The sequence below is a fragment of the Bacillus sp. FSL K6-1218 genome (genome assembly GCF_038006445.1).
GTDB lineage: Bacteria > Bacillota > Bacilli > Bacillales > Bacillaceae_G > Bacillus_A > Bacillus_A thuringiensis_S.
On record NZ_JBBOVE010000001.1, the window covers coordinates 4,655,840 to 4,674,699 of the forward strand.

The following is an 18,860-nucleotide window of genomic DNA, read 5'->3' on the forward strand; positions in this document are numbered from 1 at the left end:
GACCTCTTTATAAGAGGTCATTTCCTTCACATTACTTTGCAGATTTAGCTGCTTCTAATGCTGCTTCATAGTTTGGATGGCTTGTACCTTCGCCTACGTATTCTACGTAAACTACTTTGTCATTGCTATCTACTACGAATACTGCACGAGCAAGTAAACGAAGTTCTTTCATTACTAAGCCGTAAGCTTCACCGAATGAAAGGTCACGGTGGTCAGAAAGTGTAACAACATTTTCTAAACCGTTTGCTGCACACCAGCGTTTTTGAGCGAATGGTAAATCAGCGCTAATTGTTAATACTTTCGCGTTTTCAATACCTGCTGCATCTTGGTTAAAACGACGTGTTTGTGCATCACACACACCCGTGTCGATTGAAGGTACAACACTAATTAATTTTACTTCGCCTTTGTATGTTTCTAAACTTACTGGAGATAAGTCGTTTGCTAATACTTGGAAGTTTGGCGCTTGATCGCCAACTTTAACTTCTGTTCCAACTAAAGTCATTGGATTACCTTTAAAAGTTACGTTTGCCACTTGAAAATCCTCCCTTATTTAAACAAAATATGTACAATGTAAATGATAGTTTGTCCCTATCGATAATGCAAATAAAATCGCTTTATTTACAAAAAAATAAAAGAAGCTAACCTATTGATTAGCTTCTTTATTCGTTAAATTTGAAATTCAGGATCATCTTCTTTTCGTTTATCCATCATTTCTTTCACTTTATCAACAGCTTGTGGCGCTAATTCAATTATTTTATCGATGACATGCGTTTGCTTATCTAAATGTAATACTTTCACACCATCTCCATTTATTACAAGAAAAGCAACAGGATTAATAGAAACTCCTCCACCACTTCCCCCGCCAAATGGATGACGGCCTGAATGTTCTACTTTACCAAATTCACTTCCACCAGCGGCGAATCCGAAACTAACTTTCGAAACGGTAAGAATTACACTTCCATCTGCCGCTTTAATCGGATCACCAACAATTGTATTTACATCAGTCATTTGTTTTAAATGCTGCATTGCGGTTGTCATTAAACCTTGAATTGGATGGTCCACTTTATATCCCCCCTATGCTTGAACTGATTTTTCATTCGTACCAGATCTTTGTCTTCTCATAAACGTGAGTAATTTGATACCCGTTTTTATAGCACGAAATATACGAAAAGATGCTGTTAACTCGCATCTCGATGCAAATCCCTTCCCTTGAAAAACAGGAGTAATTTCAAATTCTGGTACATCGACAATATGCATATATTGTCCGACAACTCCAGCAGCCATTCCTTTTGTCCCCCATGCATATCCAGTGACAATTCCAGTACTAGCTGCGTCGCCTGCTCCAATCTGCGTATGCCATCTCCAACCATTGATTTTCACTCGTTTGAGAAAATCTTTAACGATAGTATGAACTTTTTGAAGCCTTTTTATCAGTTCCCCAATACTGTCAAGTTGCGCCATAATTTTATTATCTAGTCCGCCGTCCTCTTCAGCTTTTTCGATTTTCTGTCCTGTCTTTTTCTGCTGTTTTTCAATTCTTTCCAACACATCAAATGTATATCGAATCATCCATATTTTCACTTGAAATAAACATTGCTTTTCCATTTCTGAATATAAAAATGTCACCTTAAGCGATATTTTCGACAATAGTATAAGCAAAATAAAAAGGAGAAGAATTATTATTCCAATTACGAGCCACTTCATACGTATCATCCTTTCACTCCGTACCCATTATCGACAAGTTTATTCATCGTTAAACAGAGTTTTATAAGATTGAATATAAAAATTTTTCTAAAAATAAAAAGGTATTTTGACAATTTGTATCGAAATATATTATTTGAACATATCATCAGGGAACGGACTCTAATGATATGTAGCACGAAAAACAGAAAATTCAACTGCAGTGGAGGGATACATAATGGCAGATCGTCGCAATTTATTTTTCTTTTATGGTGATGACAAGGCAACGTTCGTTGAAAAAATGAAACCAATCTATAGTATTTTAGAAGAGAATGGATTTACCATATTAGATCATTCAAAAAATGCAAACGCTATCGTCAGTGTTGGAGATGATGCAACCTTCTTACAAGCCGTTCGTAAAACTGGTTTTAGAGAAGATTGCTTATACGCAGGGATTTCTACGAAAGATGAAACTTCGTTCTACTGCGATTTTCACATTGATCACATTGATACAGCCCTTCAAGAAATTACAAAAAATGAAATTGAAGTGCGCAAATATCCAACAATTCAGGTAGATGTAGATCATGGTACATCTTTCTATTGTTTAAATGAGTTCTCATTACGTTCTAGCATTATTAAAACATTCGTTGTAGATGTTCACGTTGATGATTTATACTTCGAAACATTTAGAGGGGATGGTTTAGTTGTTTCTACCCCAACTGGAAGTACAGCTTACAATAAATCATTGCATGGTGCAGTTGTTGACCCGCTTATCCCATGTTTCCAAGTAAGCGAACTAGCATCATTAAATAACAACACTTACCGTACGCTCGGTTCACCGTTCATTTTAAATCACGAACGTACATTAACTTTAAAACTACGACCAGACGGTAACGATTATCCTGTTATCGGCATGGATAACGAAGCGCTTAGCATTAAACAAGTGGAAAAAGCTGTTGTACGCTTAAGCGATAAACAAATTAAAACAGTTAAATTAAAAAACAACTCTTTCTGGGAAAAAGTACAAAGAACGTTTTTATAGAATTAAAATAACCGCAGAATTATGGCATCCCATAATTCTGCGGTTATTTATTTCTCTAACTATTAGTTGCTATTTTTGTCGGTAAGTCGATATATTTCAATAATCGCTCATATATTTTTACATACCTTTTCTATAGACAACTTGGCCATCTATTACGGTCATTTCTGCTTGTACTTCTTTCATTTCTTCTGCCTCAATTTCAAAAATATTACGGTCTAATATCGTAAAGTCTGCTTCATATCCTTTTGTAATTTGCCCTCGCTTCGCTTCTTTTCCGATTGCATAGGCACTTCCTGTTGTAAATAGAGAAACAGCCTCATATACCGTTAATCTTTCCTCAGGCATATAGCATACATCGTCAATAAAACTTCTGCGTGTAACAGCGCTATATATGCCTAAAAACGGATTCACTTGTTCAATTGGTGCGTCAGACCCACCGTTGCAGCGTAATCCTGCTTCCAGTAACGTCTTCCAAGCGTACGCATAACGAAGACGACGCTCGCCTAGTTTTTCAATGACTGACGGGAAATCTGAGGAAAGAAAGACTGGTTGTATATCGATAATAGCCGACAAGTTTTTCATTCTTTCAATCAACTCTTCACGAGCAAGCTGACAATGAATAATACGGTCACGTAACCCTTCTGCTGGTGGATATAATTCGAGTGCATCAATGACATATTCAAGCGATAAGTCACCGATAGTATGAATCGCAACTGGCATATGTAAGTCTCGTGCTTTCTTCACTAATTCTGCAAGTTCTTCACTTGAGAAAATTGCAACCCCATTCGTTTCCTTCGCATCTTCATACGGTTCACTTAATAATGCTGTTCTTCCGCCAAAAGAACCGTCAGAAAAAATTTTCATTGCCCCAAATTCAATATAATGTTCATTTTCATATTCTTTTCGTTCATGTGCTACTTCATGGTGAACGAGCAAATGGGCTTTAAATGGCATTTCTTTTATAACGTGAGAAAACGCATTATATGTTTTTCTAAAACCACCATAATAATTTAAATCTTCCGTATGCCCGCCAACAAGTCCATATTGCCAACAATCTTTAATCGCTGTTTGCAGAGCTCTTTGTAAATACGCTTCATCAATTTCAGGCTGAACGTGTTTAATTAATTCTTGTCCTTGTTCATATAAAAGTCCTGTTAACTTATTTGATGAATCCCTGCCAATTTTCCCGCCTTTTGGATCTTGCGTCGCTTCTGTTATGTTCACTTCTTGCAATATGTATGAATTCACCCATATAACGTGACGACAAACTCGCTTTAATAAAATGGGGTGTTCTTTCGAAATTTCATCTAAATCACGCGCGTGAACATCTTTCGTATCTGTAAAGTTATTTTCATTCCATCCTTCTCCAATAATCCAAGAGCCCTTTGGAGCTTCTTCCACTCGCTTCTGAACAAGAGTAAGCACTTCACCATAAGATGTACAATTTGATAAATCTAGACGGAGTAATCTCTCTCCATGCCCAATAAGATGCATATGACTATCAACGAGACCTGGGATCATTGTTTTGCCTTTTAAATCGTGCAATGTAACCGCGGCATATTGGTTTTCTAACTCTTCTTTACTTCCAACATCAATGATCGTACCGTTTTCAACGTAAACAGCGTCCACTTTTTCATTTTCTTCTCTCATTGTGTAAATGGTGCCGCCATACCAAATTTCTCCCATATATCCCATCTCCTTTATTTTTTATTGTATAAAAAAAAGCACCATTTCAAAACATGGTGCTTTTCTAAAAATTACTTTTGTTCAGTAGTAGACGTTGTAACTTGCCATTCAATATTAAATTTATCTTTTACTTGTCCGTATGCTGGGCTCCAGAACGTTTCTTGAAGTGGCATGATAACTTCTCCACCTTCTTGTAACTTATCGAATACTTCTTTTGCTTTTTCTGCATTACTAATTTGAATTGCGATTGTTACTTGAGATCCGATTGCATGCCCTTGACCTGGGAATGTATCAGAAATCATAAGATCCGTATTACCAACTTTTAAAGTAGCGTGTAAAACGCGCTCTTTCGCTTCAGCTGGAATCGGGTATTCTGGATTTTCAGGCATGTCACCAAAAGTTTGCATGACTTCTACTTTTGCATCTAAAGCCTCTTTATAAAACTGTACAGCTTCTTGCCCACTACCATCTAAAACTAAGTACGGATTAATACCTAAAATCATACGGACACCTCTTTTTTAAGTTTATAAAATCGAACTTGTGTTCGTTTTTATATTATCATTGTTTTGCATTTCATTCAACTATTTACTTCACTGTTTTCAAAATTATTTTGACGGAATCTCCATCTCTTGTTTTCTAAGTTCAATACGGCGAATTTTTCCAGAAATCGTTTTTGGTAGTTCATCTACAAATTCAATTTTGCGAGGGTATTTATATGGTGCAGTGAGTTCTTTGACGTGTTGTTGGAGTGTTGGAATTAACGTTTCTTCGTTCTTTTCTATATTCTCTCTTAATACGATAAATGCCTTCACGACACTTCCGCGAATTTCATCAGGACTTGCGACAACCGCACATTCTCTTACGTAAGGATGTTTTACAAGCGCATCCTCTACTTCAAACGGCCCGATTGTATAACCAGAGCTAATAATGATATCATCACCGCGCCCTTCAAACCAGAAGTAACCGTCTTCATCTTTCTTCGCTTTATCACCTGTAATATAATAATCACCGCGGAATTGCATCGCTGTACGCTCATCGTCTTTATAATATTGTTTAAAGAGTGCTGGCGTTTCAATGTGAACTGCAATATCACCAACTTCGCCTACTTTAACTGGAATACCTTCCTCATTTACGATATCGACGTGGTTACCTGGCGTTGGTTTCCCCATTGATCCTGGTCTAATATCCATCCCTTTCATTACACCAACAAGTAGTGTATTTTCCGTTTGCCCATAGCCGTCTCTTACTGTAATATGAAAGTGCTTTTTGAACGTTTCAATGACTTCTCTATTTAACGGCTCACCTGCCGATACAGCGCTATGTAATGCCTCTAAATTGTACTGGCTTAAATCTTCTACCTTTGCCATTAATCTATACTCAGTCGGTGTACAACAAAGCACATTCACCTTATTATCGTCTAATAAATTTAAATACGTTTTCGGTTCAAACTTACCGTTGTACACAAATCCTGTTGCCCCTGAACCGAGAGTTGCTAAAAACGGGCTCCAAATCCACTTTTGCCACCCTGGACTAGCCGTTGCCCATACAACATCATTCTCTTCAATTCCGAGCCAATTTGGGGCGCTTGTACGTAAATGAGCGTATGCCCACGCGTGCGTATGAACGACACCTTTCGGGTTTCCTGTCGTCCCTGACGTGTAAGATAAAAAGACCATATCTTCTTTATCTGTTTTCGCCATTTCTAACATGTCACTTTCTGTTTCTAATGCTGTTTTTAAATTGATCCATCCGTCTACTGACTGCTCGCTCAGGACGAATTTTTGAAGAGATTCCATTGCTTCTATATCATCAAACTGTCCAATGTACGGCTCATAGCTTACTATGGCTTTTACTTCTCCGTGTTCAATGCGGTATTCGATATCTTTTTTACGCAACATTTCCGAACTCGGAATTACAACAAATCCTGCTTTAATCGCAGCGATATACGTCATGTAAGCTTCAATTAAACGTGGCATCATAATAAGGAGCTTGTCCCCTTTTTGTAAGCCACTTTTTATAAAAGCGTTTCCAATTTTGTTCGCACCTTGCATTAATTCAAAATATGTAACTTCTCGTCTATTCCCTTTATCATCTTGCCAAATTAAAGCAAGCTTCTCTTTATCATCTGTATATTTCTCTATTTCTGAAACTAAATTATAAGATGGTGGTGCCAACAATTCCTCTCTCTTCATAAACATCCTCCTTTTTCTTTATGCCTCCCTTATATAATAAAGAATTTTCAGTAAATTTTGAACCCTCTTCTTTTGACAATTTTTTTATGCTTTTGTCGAAATAAATTTATACTAATATGAACAACAAAAAGAAAGAGCGGGAAAACCCGCTCTTTCTAAGCCATCGTATATGGGATTATTTTTGGTAACCGCCTAATTGTTGCTCAGCTAGTGAAACTAGACGTTTTGTAATTTCGCCACCAACAGAACCGTTAGCGCGAGATGTTGCATCCGCTCCAAGTTGAACACCAAACTCTTGAGCGATTTCGTATTTCATTTGGTCTAATGCTGATTCAGCACCAGGAACCGCTAATTTATTTGTGCTACGTGCCATGTTATATCACCTCCTTGTGAGTATAGAGTGTGATAAATAACATGACTTCATACACATTTTAGATATGGTAATTTATGGTTTTAGAAAAGTTCTTCGAATTTTTCTTCTTCCGCCACTACTTCAACTGTTTGTAATACCATTGTTTCTTTGTTCGCTACAGCTTCTTCGATTAACGGTGTGAAATCGTATTTCGCTTCAAATCGATTTGCTTTTTCACGCTTCGGCTTCGTCGCCGGGCTAGCTGGTGTGAATACTGTACAGCAATCTTCGTATGGACGAATTGAAATATCATACGTGCCGATTTCTTCAGCAATTTTAATAATTTCTAATTTATCCATCGTAATAAGCGGACGAATAACTGGGTAGTTTGTTACTTCGTTAATCGTATGCATACTATCTAATGTTTGGCTTGCTACTTGTCCAAGACTTTCACCAGTCGTAATTGCAAGTGCATTACGCTCCTCAGCAATCTGCTCTGTAATACGCATCATCATACGGCGCATAACCGTCATTGAATAGCTAGATGGGATTTCTTTATTAATCGTTTTTTGCACTTCTGTAAACGGAACAAGGTGCAGCGTTACACGTTTACAGTATTTCGTTAACCCTTGTGCTAAATCAATTACTTTTTGTTTTGCACGCTCACTTGTGAAAGGTGGGCTATGGAAGTGAACTGCTTCCACAGATACGCCGCGTTTCATCGTTAAGTACGCTGCTACCGGGCTATCAATACCACCAGAAAGAAGTACCATTACTTTTCCACCAACGCCAACTGGTAAACCGCCAGCTCCCATGTGCTCACCACACATAATATAACTGTAACCACTGCGAATTTCTATACGTACATTCACATCTGGATTATGAACATCTACTGTGATATCCTCTGTATTTTCTAAAATGTGCCCACCGATTTCTGGAAGTAACTCCATCGTCTTCATTGGGAAGCGCTTATCAGAACGGTGCACTGTAATTTTAAATGTTTTCACATCATCTTTTACTTGTAAGAAAGCTGCTAATGCACCTTTTTTAATGTCTTCTAATTCTGATGGTACTTTCATCGCTAAGTTAAACTTATGAATACCAAATACGTCTTTCAATCTTTCAGAGATTGCCTCATGATCTTCACCGTTTAACTGGATGTACATACGGTCATGCGTTGCATCAATTTTAATATTTGGGAACTTTTTCAGTTTGAACTTCACGTTATCTTTTAATGTGCTTACAAATTTAGAACGGTTCTTACCTTTTGTCGTCATTTCTCCGTAACGCACTAAAATATATTCATATGTCATCATATTTCTTTACCTCATCACTTCATATAATTTTGGCATTGTCTCTTTTACAATACCTTCAAATTGTTTTACTTCTTCCATCGTGTTGTCTGGTGCCAAACTAATACGAATAGCGCTTGCAGCTGCTGCATGCGGCACTCCCATCGACACTAACACTCTGCTTACTTCATTTGCTTTTGAAGAACAAGCTGATTTCGTTGACACATATACACCGTGTTCTTCTAAAGCATGAACGACTACTTCTGGTTTTAAACCAACAAATGATACATTTAAAATATGCGGTGCTGCATATGCAAGCGATGTATTAATCGTCACATCTTCCATCCCTTTAAAGAAGCTGACAAGCTCCGCTTGTAAACCTTGCAAATGAGCTACCTTCTCTTTCACTTGTTCCATTGTCATGCGAAGTGCTTTCACCATCGCTACAATGCCAGGTAAATTCTCTGTACCAGAGCGATACTTAAGCTCTTGTTGACCACCTGATAAAATCGGATCTAATCTTACGCCATCACGTATATAAAGAAGACCCGTTCCTTTTACACTGTGGAATTTATGTCCAGATATTGAGCAAAGATCAATATGAGAAGCATATAAATCAAGCGGTACTTTTCCTATCCCTTGTACATGATCTACATGGAATCTTATTTTCGGATGATTCGATAATAAAGTTCCAATTTCAGCAACGGGCTGAATTGCTCCAGTTTCGTTGTTCACATGAATAATTGATACAAGAATCGTATCTTCACGAAGTGCTCGTTTTACATCCTCTACCGATACAACACCGTGCTCGTTAACCGGTAAATATGTTACATCAAATCCGAGTTCTTCTAATTGCTTATATGCCTCAAACACAGACGCGTGTTCAATATTTGTTGTAATGATATGTTTGCCGCGCGAACGATTCCTCATTGCTATCCCTTTAATCGCAAGGTTGTTCCCTTCCGTTCCACCTGATGTGAAAATAATTTCAGAAGGTTTAACGTGAAGAAGCTGCGCTGCAATCGTTCTTGATTGTGTTAATAGACGCTCTGCCTCTCCTCCAAGCGAATGAATAGAAGAAGGATTACCAAAATATTTCCCAGCAACCGTCACGTACGATTGAAGGGCTTCTGGATATGGCTTCGTCGTCGCACTATTATCAAAATAGATCATCGTTCTTCCCCTTTCAGCGCTATCACATCATATAATCATATCATAAATACGTGTCATTACGCTAAGACTACGCAGAGGTTCCGTTTTATCCCGATTAGTGAATAATAATAATTAGTGAGATCCCCCCACTGATTACAGTTTCACTTTACCCCGCATTAACGGGCAGTAAGACTCTCACCTCAAAGTTCAACTAGAGCAAAGAAGTTAGGTGGGAGATCAACTGCCCGTAAATGCCCGATTGGTTCAACTAGTAATCAGTGGAGGATGAATCCCCCACTGATTACAGTTTCACTTTATTTTGAAACGAATAACCTTGCTGTATTCCGCTATTCATTATAGCAACATCGCCTGCAAAATTACACAAAAAAACAAACCCTTTATGAAAGGGTTTGTTCATTGTCTACATATTCAGCTATTTTTTGAACAACACCAGGTTCAAGTTGCTCTAGTACAGAAGCGGCTTGTTCTAAAGCTGCATCGTATTGATATTCACGGAATAATTTCTCCGCATAATTTAAGCTTTCTGCAAGGCTCTCATCATGACTGCGGTAACGGTTACCGTATTGAATTAATTTTTCAACTAAATACGCTTGTCCAATTAACTCTTCTGTCATTTCAGCTACACCGTTCACAGTTGTGTATGCTTCTTCTAAACTGCTATTTACAGCGTTCATATTTAACGGCTTCACTTCTAATTGTTCATATACAGCTCGCATTGCCATTTGCCCTCTTTTTAAATCTTCCATAATACTCTCTGGAAGACCTGGCAAATTCGACTTTTGCATAAAGCGTTTCGTTTCGAAAATAGTATTTCGCATTTCTTGTAACTTCTCACGCGCTTCAAATTCTTCTTTACGCATCGTTTGCAGCATTTCTTTATATTCTGCATGAAGTACTTTTAACGTTTCACATTGCTCATAAACCTCTTCTAGTTCCTCACGAATAATAGAGAAGGCAATATCTTGTTCAGCAACGCGTAATTGTAGCATTTCAAAACGTTTCGTTAAAATGTGCATTTGCTTTTCAATTACTTTTTGAGATTCAATATCCTTATCTTGCAATTGATAGCTTTGTTTCACAAGTTGTGTTTCTGTTTTCGTTTCAATCGTTTCGATACGTATTTCTTCTAAGTCTTCATAAACAGAAAGTGTTTTTTGCTCCACATAATGTCTCGCATGCACCTCTTGCTCAAGTTGATCATAGAAACCATCTAAACGAGTTTTTAAGTCTTCCACTTTTTCAGCCGCTTCTGTTATATGAAGCTCCTGTATATCCATTAAACATGTGTTTAGTTGTGTCGTCATATCACGAACTTCTTTAGGGATTTCCAAATACTCTAATACATAACCTTGTCTTACCATATCATTATGACCCTGTAATAAATCTTCCAGTTGAACTGGTAGCGTCGCTTGACACTCTACTAATAAATCTGGAATTTGGTGAATAATGATTTCTAAACTTGCTAAACCTTCTTCTAAACTAATAACAATTTCTCTCGCTTTTAAGTAGTCACCATTATCTGTTGCTTCTTCAAAGCTTTTAAATTTATTAGATTCAGCGTCTAGCATCTCTTCGATTTTCTGCTCTGCTGCTCCATACATATGTCTATGAGCAAGAACACTCTTTTTCATACTACGATATGTATCACGTAACCCTTCAATTTCCGAGCTATTTTTCTCATGGCTTTCTAACAATTGCTGTAATTCATTTAAAACACCTGTAATACGATTATCAGCGTCATCTAAACCACTTATGGATTCGTTCATCGCATGCTTTGCTTTTCGGAAGGAGAATTGCGAGGCGAATTTTCGCGCTTGCGCTAAATCTTTGTCCGCTTTCGGAAGGGTTGTTGATACAATTTCATCCCATTCTTCACGCCATTTACCAAACAGTTCTTCTGTTTGACCCGTCATGTTTAAATCTTTTACCCGTTTTAGTTCATCTGCCACAGGTTTATCTTTTATCTCTTGTTTCCACTGCTCCAGTGCTTCAATATCTTTATATGAACGATTTCTTATCACAAGCTCTATCATGAGCAGCACTAGAATAGAGCTTACTACAATGATAACGATCGTCAGGATAGAATCCATGCAAAAAAGCCTCCTAGTTATATCTCTTTTTTTGTCCGTTCCGTTTATGAAATGGAAGGCATTATGTATAAAAAGGGAATTCCCCTATATTTAACAACTAACAATGTACTAATCATACCATGTAATGGCTTGTTTTTGACCTAGTTTTTTTTAAAATTTCATGTTTCTTTCAATGCGATTGTAATCTTTCTCAATATTCCGCCTACCTCAATACCTATCCTCAAATGATTGTAATAACAAACAATCTTTCGTATGAGATACGAAATAAATTTTCCGCATGAGTGGTGGTTCAACAGAAATTACATGTACATTTCCCTGCCTTACAGACTGCTCTACTGCCCTTTCTGGAAGTAACGTGATACCAAGTCCAGCTTTTACCATTGTAAGCATCGGTTCTGCGTAAGATGTTTCCACAGCTATAGTTGGCTTTACACCTATCTCATGAAACATGTTCATAATCATTTTCCTTACATCGCATATTTCTGGATATACAATTAATTTTTCATTTTGCAGCTCTTCTATTTGAATGACTTTCTTCTCTTTATACGGATGATTATTTGAAACGGCACAAACAATTTTCTCTTGTTGCACTTCTTTTATATACGTAGCACCTTCTACTACTGAATCAATGAACATCGCGTCAATCTCCCGCGCTTTAAATAAATCTCTTAATACTTCCGTATGTCCAATTTGCCACTCTACTTCGAACTCATCACCTAATACATCTTTACATTCTAATATGTAATGCTCTGCTAAACTCGGTAGTATACCAATTGAAAACTTTCGGTTCTCTTGATACCCCCTCATTTCTGTTTTCACTTCATTTATTTGTTCCAAAATCGGTAGCATTCTTTTTATAAATAACTCTCCTGCCTCCGTTAACTCCACTCCTTGCGCAGAACGCTTAAGTAAAGTAACCTCTAAATCCGCTTCTAACTTTTGAATTTGCTTACTAAGCGCTGGTTGAGATATATGTAAAATCTTACTTGCCTTTGATAAACTTCGCATATGCTTCACTTCGATAAACGATCGTACTGCCTCCAAATCCATCGTACACACCTCTAACAAAAAGTTATAACCGTTATAAGAAATCGATATTTCCTCCTATAAACAATTACTCTTTATACTTATTTCATCAACTTACTATAACGAAATGTAAAGGGGAAAGATACTCTTGAACAAAAAACAAATGCTACTCGGATCCTTTCTATGCTTACTCGCCGTAACTGCCTGGGGATTTATGTTTCCTGTAATGGCAAATGCCCTGCAATTTATCGATCCGTTCTTCTTCACAACGATTCGCTATGGATCAGCAGCTATTATTTTTCTTATTTTGCTATTAATTACTGAAGGGAAGACTTCACTCCGCTTAGAAAAAAGAACACTTTCTCTGTTCTTTTACGGGACAGTCGGTTTCGCAGGATATGGTTTTCTCGTTTTCTACGGACAACAACTTGCTGGACCTTCCGGAGCAATTCATGCAGCTATGATTCAGTCTCTTATGCCACTGATCGCCTTATCACTGCAATGGGTAACGAAAAATCGTCGCCCACAAAACTACACGTTTCTTTGTATGTTCGTTGCATTATTCGGTGTTATGCTTGTCATTTCAAAAGGAAGCATTCACTTATTATTTGGAGCTGCAAGTAACTTATCGACAAATATATTAATACTATGCGGCGTTACTTGCTGGGTCATTTATACAAACGGAGGTGCTCGTTTTCAATCCTGGTCACCACTTAGGTACACGACATTAACTTGTTTATTTGGCTCCATTTCACTCATCGTTATTGTTACTTTCTTAACGTACACAAATATAGTTACTATGCCGTCACTGCGTAAAGTTGTGAGCGTTCGTTTTGAGCTCTTTTATATGTCGATTATCGCAGGAGTTATCGCTGTATTTTGCTGGAATATGGGAAATCGCTATATTTCATCTATTAACGGCATATTATTTATGAATTTAGTTCCTATTCTTGCACTGATCGGTTCTATCTTTCGAGGTTATACAGTCGATAAAATTGAAATCGCTGGAGCAACGTTAACAATTATCGCGCTATTATGTAACAATTTATGGCAAAGAAAAATAAACATAAAACTCCCCACCTCAGTTCGTTAGGTGGGGATTCTTCACATATGAACAGCTCTTGGCCATTCATGGTACATATTCGCTTTACATAATGCTTGTTCCATCCATTGCTCAATCTCTTTCGTGTACATTTCTATGAAAAATGTCTCAGACGGGAAAGAATGCAGTACTTCTGATATATATTGTGGATATAAAAACGGCATATTTATCATGCCTTTTAATTGCGTCATAAACATTGTAAATGATACTTTCTGAAATTCTTGTTTTATTTGTCCTTGCCTAATAATTTGCTCTATATAATATCTTTCTTTAGAAAAATAAACGGTCATCACTTCACGAATTAATGTCGTATCAAGCGAAAGCTCTCGGTAGAAGAAACGTGTTAGTTCTCTATTTTCAAATTGATATCGTAACATCCCACGCACCATTTGCACCATCACATCTTTAGCCGACAAATACTCTCTCTGTTCAAACGAAATTTCAATCACATGAATATACCCTTCTAAAAAATCAGTAATAAGCTGTTCTAATAAACCTTGCTTCCCAGCAAAATAATATGAAATATTCGCTACATTCACATCCGCTCGCTTTGCAATGTCTCGCACCGACGTTCCATCATAACCTTTCGTATTAAACAACGATATTGCCGCATCAATTACTTTTTGTTTCGTCTGCTTCATGCGCTCACTTCCTCTCAATGAACAGCTATAGTTTAAATTTCTTGACTTTTAAGACAAATTCCTTTAATTTTCTATCGACAAAGTCATGTGAAATACATCGTATTTTGCTAATATTTTACACATCTCGATAAAAAAGGAGCTGTTTCCATGTTTACTAAAGAAAGTTATGCAGGATCTCGCGTGCAGCAATATGAGACAGTAATTAAACAACTGGATGCGTTATTAACTGGCGAATCAAACGTAGTCGCAAACTTATCAAATGCGTCCGCATTATTAAACCAATTTTTAGATCGCGTTAATTGGGTTGGCTTTTATGTAACAGAAGGAAATCAGCTTGTCCTTGGACCGTTCCAAGGAATGCCTGCTTGCGTACGCATTCCATTTGGACGAGGCGTTTGCGGCGTAGCAGCTGAAACGAAAACAACTCAGCTTGTAGCGGACGTTCACCAATTCCCAGGTCACATCGCTTGCGATAGTGCTTCTAATTCGGAAATCGTTGTACCGATTGTGAAAGAAGGAGCTGTCATTGGTGTACTTGACATTGATAGTCCTGAAAAAAATCGTTTTGATGAAGTAGATCAGCGCTATTTAGAAAAGTTTGTGGAGACACTCCTAAAACATATGTAAAAAGAAAAGAGCGAGTTATCGACTTAGTACGTCCTGTACAAAACCGATAGCTCACTCTTTTTTTATTGATTAACAGTAGATATTTTCTTTAATGCCTGCTCTAAATCAGAAACGATATCCTCCCACGATTCTAGACCGACCGATAAGCGTATTAAATTATCGAAAATGCCCATTTCTTTTCTTAGTTCAGCCGGAATCGCAGCGTGCGTCATCGTTGCTGGATGCTGAATTAACGTTTCTGTATCTCCTAAACTCACCGCAATTGTAATAAAGTGAAGATCATTAATAAACGCTTGCGTCTCTTCTTTTCCGCCTTTTACTGAAAAAGAAATAACACCGCCCCCGCGTTTCATTTGACGAGATGCTAACTCCCCTTCTGGATACCAAACCCCTTCTACCGCATCATGTTTTCTTAGGAACGATACAATTTTTTCTGCATTATCACAATGACGATCCATTCTTACTGCTAACGTCTTTAACCCACGTAATAATAACCACGCATCAAACGGCGCCATAATACCGCCGATATCCTTTCGCATCGGGCGAATCTTTTCAGCTAATGCTTTCGTTTTACAAATTGTTACGCCCGCTACAACGTCACCATGGCCTCCAATATATTTTGTCGCACTATGCACAACAGCGTCACAGCCAAGCTCAAGCGGTCTTTGTAAATAAGGTGAACAAAATGTATTATCAACAATAACAAGTAAGCCTTTTCGCTTCGCAACCCGAATCACTTGTTTTAAATCAATTAATTTCATTGTCGGATTAATTGGTGTTTCAACGAAAATAAGCTTTGTATTTGGGCGAATTTTATTTTCAATATCAGCCTCTGTCTCCATATCACAAAACGAATGCGTAATCATAAATTTTTCTTCTAACACTTCTAAAAAACCGTACGTGCATCCGTATAATCCATTTGAACAAATAATATGATCTCCAGCCTTTAAAAAACCGATTAAAGTCGCTGAAATAGCTGCCATACCAGATCCGAAGGCAAGTGCCTCTTCTCCTCCTTCTAACACCGCCATACGTTCTTCAAATAATTTCACAGTTGGATTTCCAAGCCGTGAGTAAATATAAGATGGATCCACTCCTGCGAAACTCGCCTCTCCTTGCTGCGCAGTCTCAAATGTAAACGTAGAGGTTTGAAATAAAGGTGGTGTTAAACTTCCTTTATGTTCCTCAGGTGTATAACCGTGATGAATTAACGCTGTCTCCATATGCTTCTTTTTCATAAAAACATCCCCTTTATGTTTTTATTACCGCATATTCACCAGTAAAAAACTGATGAACGTTTTTACTACATTTTATGTAAGCGTTTTATTTGTGTTTCTATCTCTTCTTTTATATTGTTTTAAATTCCTTCTTATATTAATTTCCAAAATTTATATGCATAAAACAAAAACGTACTCGCTTGACGAAACTCTGGGTAAAAGATATAATAGCGTTTGTGTAAAATAAAAAGGCAGCCTTGTAATGTGAGTTTATCGTTTGTATTTTGTTCCTCTACGGAGGTGTATCTCGTAACTCCCTGCTGCTGGAGCGAAGGTACATGAAAACAAAATGCCCGTAAATATCGATTACGTCTGTTTTTATTTTACGTAAATAAAAACATTTTTAAAGGAGGAGTCAACTATGGCTCGTTATACAGGTCCAGCTTGGAAACTGTCTCGTCGTCTTGGAATCTCTCTAAGCGGCACAGGAAAAGAATTAGAAAAACGCCCTTACGCACCAGGTCCTCACGGTCCTAACCAACGTAAGAAACTTTCAGAATACGGTTTACAATTACAAGAGAAACAAAAACTTCGTCACATGTACGGCATGACTGAGCGTCAATTCCGTCGCACATTTGACCAAGCAGGTAAAATGCCTGGTAAGCACGGCGAAAACTTCATGATCCTTCTTGAAGCTCGTCTTGACAACTTAGTTTACCGTATGGGCTTAGCTCGCACTCGTCGTGCAGCTCGCCAATTAGTAAACCACGGTCACATCATGGTTGATGGCGCTCGCGTAGATATCCCATCTTACCGTGTAAAACCTAACCAAACTATCAGCGTTCGCGAAAAATCTAACAGCCTTGTTGTTGTTAAAGAAGCGATCGAAGTTAACAACTTCGTACCAGAATACTTAACTTTCGATGCTGACAAATTAGAAGCTACTTACACTCGTCACGCTGAGCGTGCTGAGTTACCAGCTGAAATCAACGAAGCATTAATCGTAGAGTTCTACTCTCGTTAATCTCGGTACTCTGAAAAGAGTAGTATTAAAAGCCTTAGGAACCTTGTTTATCAAGGGGCCTGGGCTTTTTTTATTGAATATAACCCGATTATATGTATAGAAACAGACCAATGTAACAAAATAAAAAAGAACTGCAAGTCTATAGTTAATAAAACTTAACCCTCTCTCTAGAATTTCATTCGTTTTTTATCCACATTAATAAAAACCTCTCCCTTCTTCTAACACTTAAAAACACTACATTCTATCCCATAACTCATTTTTCTTTGCTGTACTCTCCTTTTGTTAACATTATTTTTACAACGTATTTATTTGCACATAATCTATATCTTCCCTTTTCTATTTACATTCAACCTTAAAAACCTCTTCATCACTCGAGCATCCGAATGAGATTAAAAAACTTAATAAACGAGTACCTCTTTAATCGTTAAATCATTAGAATATTCCGTTTACAACCCCTCCCTTAAATTGGTATTATTTTCTTGTAAGGGGAGGGAAAGTTCGTGTCTTTAAATATGCATCTCGGTGAAGTACAAGCTCAAACAGAAAGTATGAACTCTTTATGTATCGCTACTATTCAAGGTATGGAACAAATTATTCATTCTATTGACGCTTTTGCATTGGATACTGTTCTACAAGGACAAACATATAGCAGTGCAAAAGCATATTTCTTACAAACCTTTCGTCCGTTAGCACAAAGAAGCATTTACTTATGCGAAGAATTAATCCTTCAAAATGATGCTTTTCCAAGAGGCTTTCAATCACAGGTAGCTTCTACAGATGTTATCGAACAGGAGATATTAGAACAAATTCGAGAAATCGATCGAATGATAGCAAGTACGGAAACAATCGATCAAGCTATGCCAATCTCAGGTCTGGACGCTATGGCAAATCTTTTTGCAGTCATGAGAGGTAAAACTGAAAGAAAAGTTAGAACACCTATATGAATTTAATCAAACATCTAGTGATAACTATAGTACAGCACTTTAACTAGCTGCGAGTATCGCACAAGGTCTTGCGGAAATACAAAGAGTAAGTGAAGCAGAATAATAAATACTAAAGGGGTATGAAAAAATGAAACGTAAACTATTAACTTTAGCGATTCCAATGTTGTTAATAACAGGGGTAGGTTGTGAGTCAAACGATAAAAAGAAAGACAAAGTAATGGAAGCTTCTGTTAAAGAAAACAAGAAAGAAGACTATAGTAAGAATGCAACATACTTACTTAAAGATTACACTGAACAAACGGAAGAAATAAAAGACCTTATAGATAGCAGAAAATCTAATAAGAAGAAGGCTGAAAAATTAAAAGAGTTATCGAAACCTTATTTCGAATTAATTGATAAGATTGATAAATTAGATTATAAGTTAGCTGAAGACAATAAAGCACCGATAAACATAAGTAAAGCAATGTTATTCTCGAAATCAGGGGTAGAAAACATACAGGCAGGTTTAGAAAAGGATGATAAAGATACAATTGAATTCGCTAAACAGGATTTAGACGAAGCTTCTGAGTTAGTAGACAAAGCAACAAAAGAACTAAGTAAAAAGAAATAACACAAAGGGGTATATGTGTCAATGAAACGTAAACTATTAGCCTTAGCTATTCCTGTTATGTTGTTAGCAGGTTGTACAACATAGACATATGGACTTACACAGTCAGAGTTACGAAAAGTGGACAAAGAATATTAATCAAATAAACTAACAATATATTAGAAG

18 protein-coding genes and 1 pseudogene are annotated in these 18,860 nt (G+C 37.2%); 6 read left to right on the top strand and 13 right to left on the bottom strand.

Annotated features, from left to right (window positions below; genetic code table 11):
- Positions 1–31: 31 nt before the first annotated feature.
- The 3 genes from tpx to MHI26_RS23785 form a co-directional block, all read right to left on the bottom strand.
- Positions 32–532, bottom strand: coding sequence for a thiol peroxidase (tpx, locus tag MHI26_RS23775; protein ID WP_000024527.1), 501 nt, complete (start codon positions 530–532; stop codon positions 32–34).
- 134 nt (positions 533–666) lie between these two features.
- The gene (gene ytfJ / locus MHI26_RS23780) at positions 667–1,062 is read right to left on the bottom strand and encodes a GerW family sporulation protein (RefSeq protein WP_000350003.1); all 396 of its coding nucleotides are present in this window, start codon (positions 1,060–1,062) and stop codon (positions 667–669) included.
- Between the two features lie 12 nt (positions 1,063–1,074).
- On the bottom strand, positions 1,075–1,713 hold the full coding sequence (locus tag MHI26_RS23785) for a DUF2953 domain-containing protein (protein ID WP_042972715.1): 639 nt from the start codon (positions 1,711–1,713) through the stop codon (positions 1,075–1,077).
- 205 nt (positions 1,714–1,918) lie between these two features.
- Between MHI26_RS23785 and MHI26_RS23790 the strand changes: the two genes are divergently transcribed.
- Positions 1,919–2,722: an NAD kinase gene (locus MHI26_RS23790; protein ID WP_000785175.1), complete on the top strand. Its 804-nt coding sequence runs from the start codon at positions 1,919–1,921 to the stop codon at positions 2,720–2,722.
- A 117-nt stretch (positions 2,723–2,839) separates the two neighbouring features.
- Here MHI26_RS23790 and MHI26_RS23795 read toward each other — a convergent pair whose 3' ends face one another.
- From MHI26_RS23795 to MHI26_RS23830, 8 genes are all read right to left on the bottom strand, one after another.
- On the bottom strand, positions 2,840–4,408 hold the full coding sequence (locus MHI26_RS23795) for an amidohydrolase (protein WP_061666055.1): 1,569 nt from the start codon (positions 4,406–4,408) through the stop codon (positions 2,840–2,842).
- Between the two features lie 71 nt (positions 4,409–4,479).
- Positions 4,480–4,911, bottom strand: coding sequence for a VOC family protein (locus MHI26_RS23800; protein ID WP_000600350.1), 432 nt, complete (start codon positions 4,909–4,911; stop codon positions 4,480–4,482).
- Between the two features lie 102 nt (positions 4,912–5,013).
- Positions 5,014–6,600 carry an acyl-CoA synthetase MbcS gene (gene mbcS / locus MHI26_RS23805; protein ID WP_000817725.1) on the bottom strand — a complete coding sequence of 529 codons (1,587 nt, stop codon included), beginning with the start codon at positions 6,598–6,600 and terminating at the stop codon, positions 5,014–5,016.
- A gap of 175 nt (positions 6,601–6,775) precedes the next feature.
- Positions 6,776–6,973, bottom strand: coding sequence for an alpha/beta-type small acid-soluble spore protein (locus tag MHI26_RS23810; RefSeq protein ID WP_000124491.1), 198 nt, complete (start codon positions 6,971–6,973; stop codon positions 6,776–6,778).
- An 80-nt stretch (positions 6,974–7,053) separates the two neighbouring features.
- Positions 7,054–8,268, bottom strand: coding sequence for a tRNA uracil 4-sulfurtransferase ThiI (thiI, locus tag MHI26_RS23815; protein ID WP_000989272.1), 1,215 nt, complete (start codon positions 8,266–8,268; stop codon positions 7,054–7,056).
- A gap of 6 nt (positions 8,269–8,274) precedes the next feature.
- Complete coding sequence (locus tag MHI26_RS23820) at positions 8,275–9,417, bottom strand: cysteine desulfurase family protein (RefSeq protein ID WP_000638975.1); 1,143 nt, start codon at positions 9,415–9,417, stop codon at positions 8,275–8,277.
- A gap of 377 nt (positions 9,418–9,794) precedes the next feature.
- Positions 9,795–11,507 carry a septation ring formation regulator EzrA gene (gene ezrA, locus MHI26_RS23825; protein ID WP_061666054.1) on the bottom strand — a complete coding sequence of 571 codons (1,713 nt, stop codon included), beginning with the start codon at positions 11,505–11,507 and terminating at the stop codon, positions 9,795–9,797.
- 207 nt (positions 11,508–11,714) lie between these two features.
- A complete protein-coding gene (locus tag MHI26_RS23830) occupies positions 11,715–12,557 on the bottom strand; it encodes a LysR family transcriptional regulator (protein WP_061666053.1) in 843 nt (280 codons plus the stop codon).
- A gap of 124 nt (positions 12,558–12,681) precedes the next feature.
- Here MHI26_RS23830 and MHI26_RS23835 point away from each other — a divergent pair, with 124 nt between their 5' ends.
- Positions 12,682–13,626, top strand: a complete 945-nt coding sequence (locus tag MHI26_RS23835) for a DMT family transporter (protein ID WP_061666052.1) — start codon at positions 12,682–12,684, stop codon at positions 13,624–13,626.
- Positions 13,627–13,637: 11 nt separating this feature from the next.
- Here the strand turns inward: MHI26_RS23835 and refZ are convergent, their stop codons facing one another.
- Entirely contained in the window at positions 13,638–14,276 is a 639-nt protein-coding gene (refZ, locus tag MHI26_RS23840; protein WP_000814913.1) for a forespore capture DNA-binding protein RefZ, read from the bottom strand.
- A 147-nt stretch (positions 14,277–14,423) separates the two neighbouring features.
- Here refZ and MHI26_RS23845 point away from each other — a divergent pair, with 147 nt between their 5' ends.
- Complete coding sequence (locus tag MHI26_RS23845) at positions 14,424–14,903, top strand: GAF domain-containing protein (RefSeq protein ID WP_000494340.1); 480 nt, start codon at positions 14,424–14,426, stop codon at positions 14,901–14,903.
- Positions 14,904–14,965: 62 nt separating this feature from the next.
- Here the strand turns inward: MHI26_RS23845 and megL are convergent, their stop codons facing one another.
- The gene (gene megL / locus MHI26_RS23850) at positions 14,966–16,141 is read right to left on the bottom strand and encodes a methionine gamma-lyase (protein ID WP_000726565.1); all 1,176 of its coding nucleotides are present in this window, start codon (positions 16,139–16,141) and stop codon (positions 14,966–14,968) included.
- Positions 16,142–16,541: 400 nt separating this feature from the next.
- Here megL and rpsD point away from each other — a divergent pair, with 400 nt between their 5' ends.
- From rpsD to MHI26_RS23865, 3 genes and pseudogenes are all read left to right on the top strand, one after another.
- A complete protein-coding gene (rpsD, locus tag MHI26_RS23855; protein ID WP_000135320.1) occupies positions 16,542–17,144 on the top strand; it encodes a 30S ribosomal protein S4 in 603 nt (200 codons plus the stop codon).
- A gap of 500 nt (positions 17,145–17,644) precedes the next feature.
- A pseudogene (locus MHI26_RS23860) lies at positions 17,645–18,128 on the top strand (T7SS effector LXG polymorphic toxin); the annotation flags it as partial.
- An 87-nt stretch (positions 18,129–18,215) separates the two neighbouring features.
- The gene (locus MHI26_RS23865) at positions 18,216–18,698 is read left to right on the top strand and encodes a hypothetical protein (protein ID WP_061666051.1); all 483 of its coding nucleotides are present in this window, start codon (positions 18,216–18,218) and stop codon (positions 18,696–18,698) included.
- The last annotated feature ends 162 nt before the right edge of the window (positions 18,699–18,860 follow it).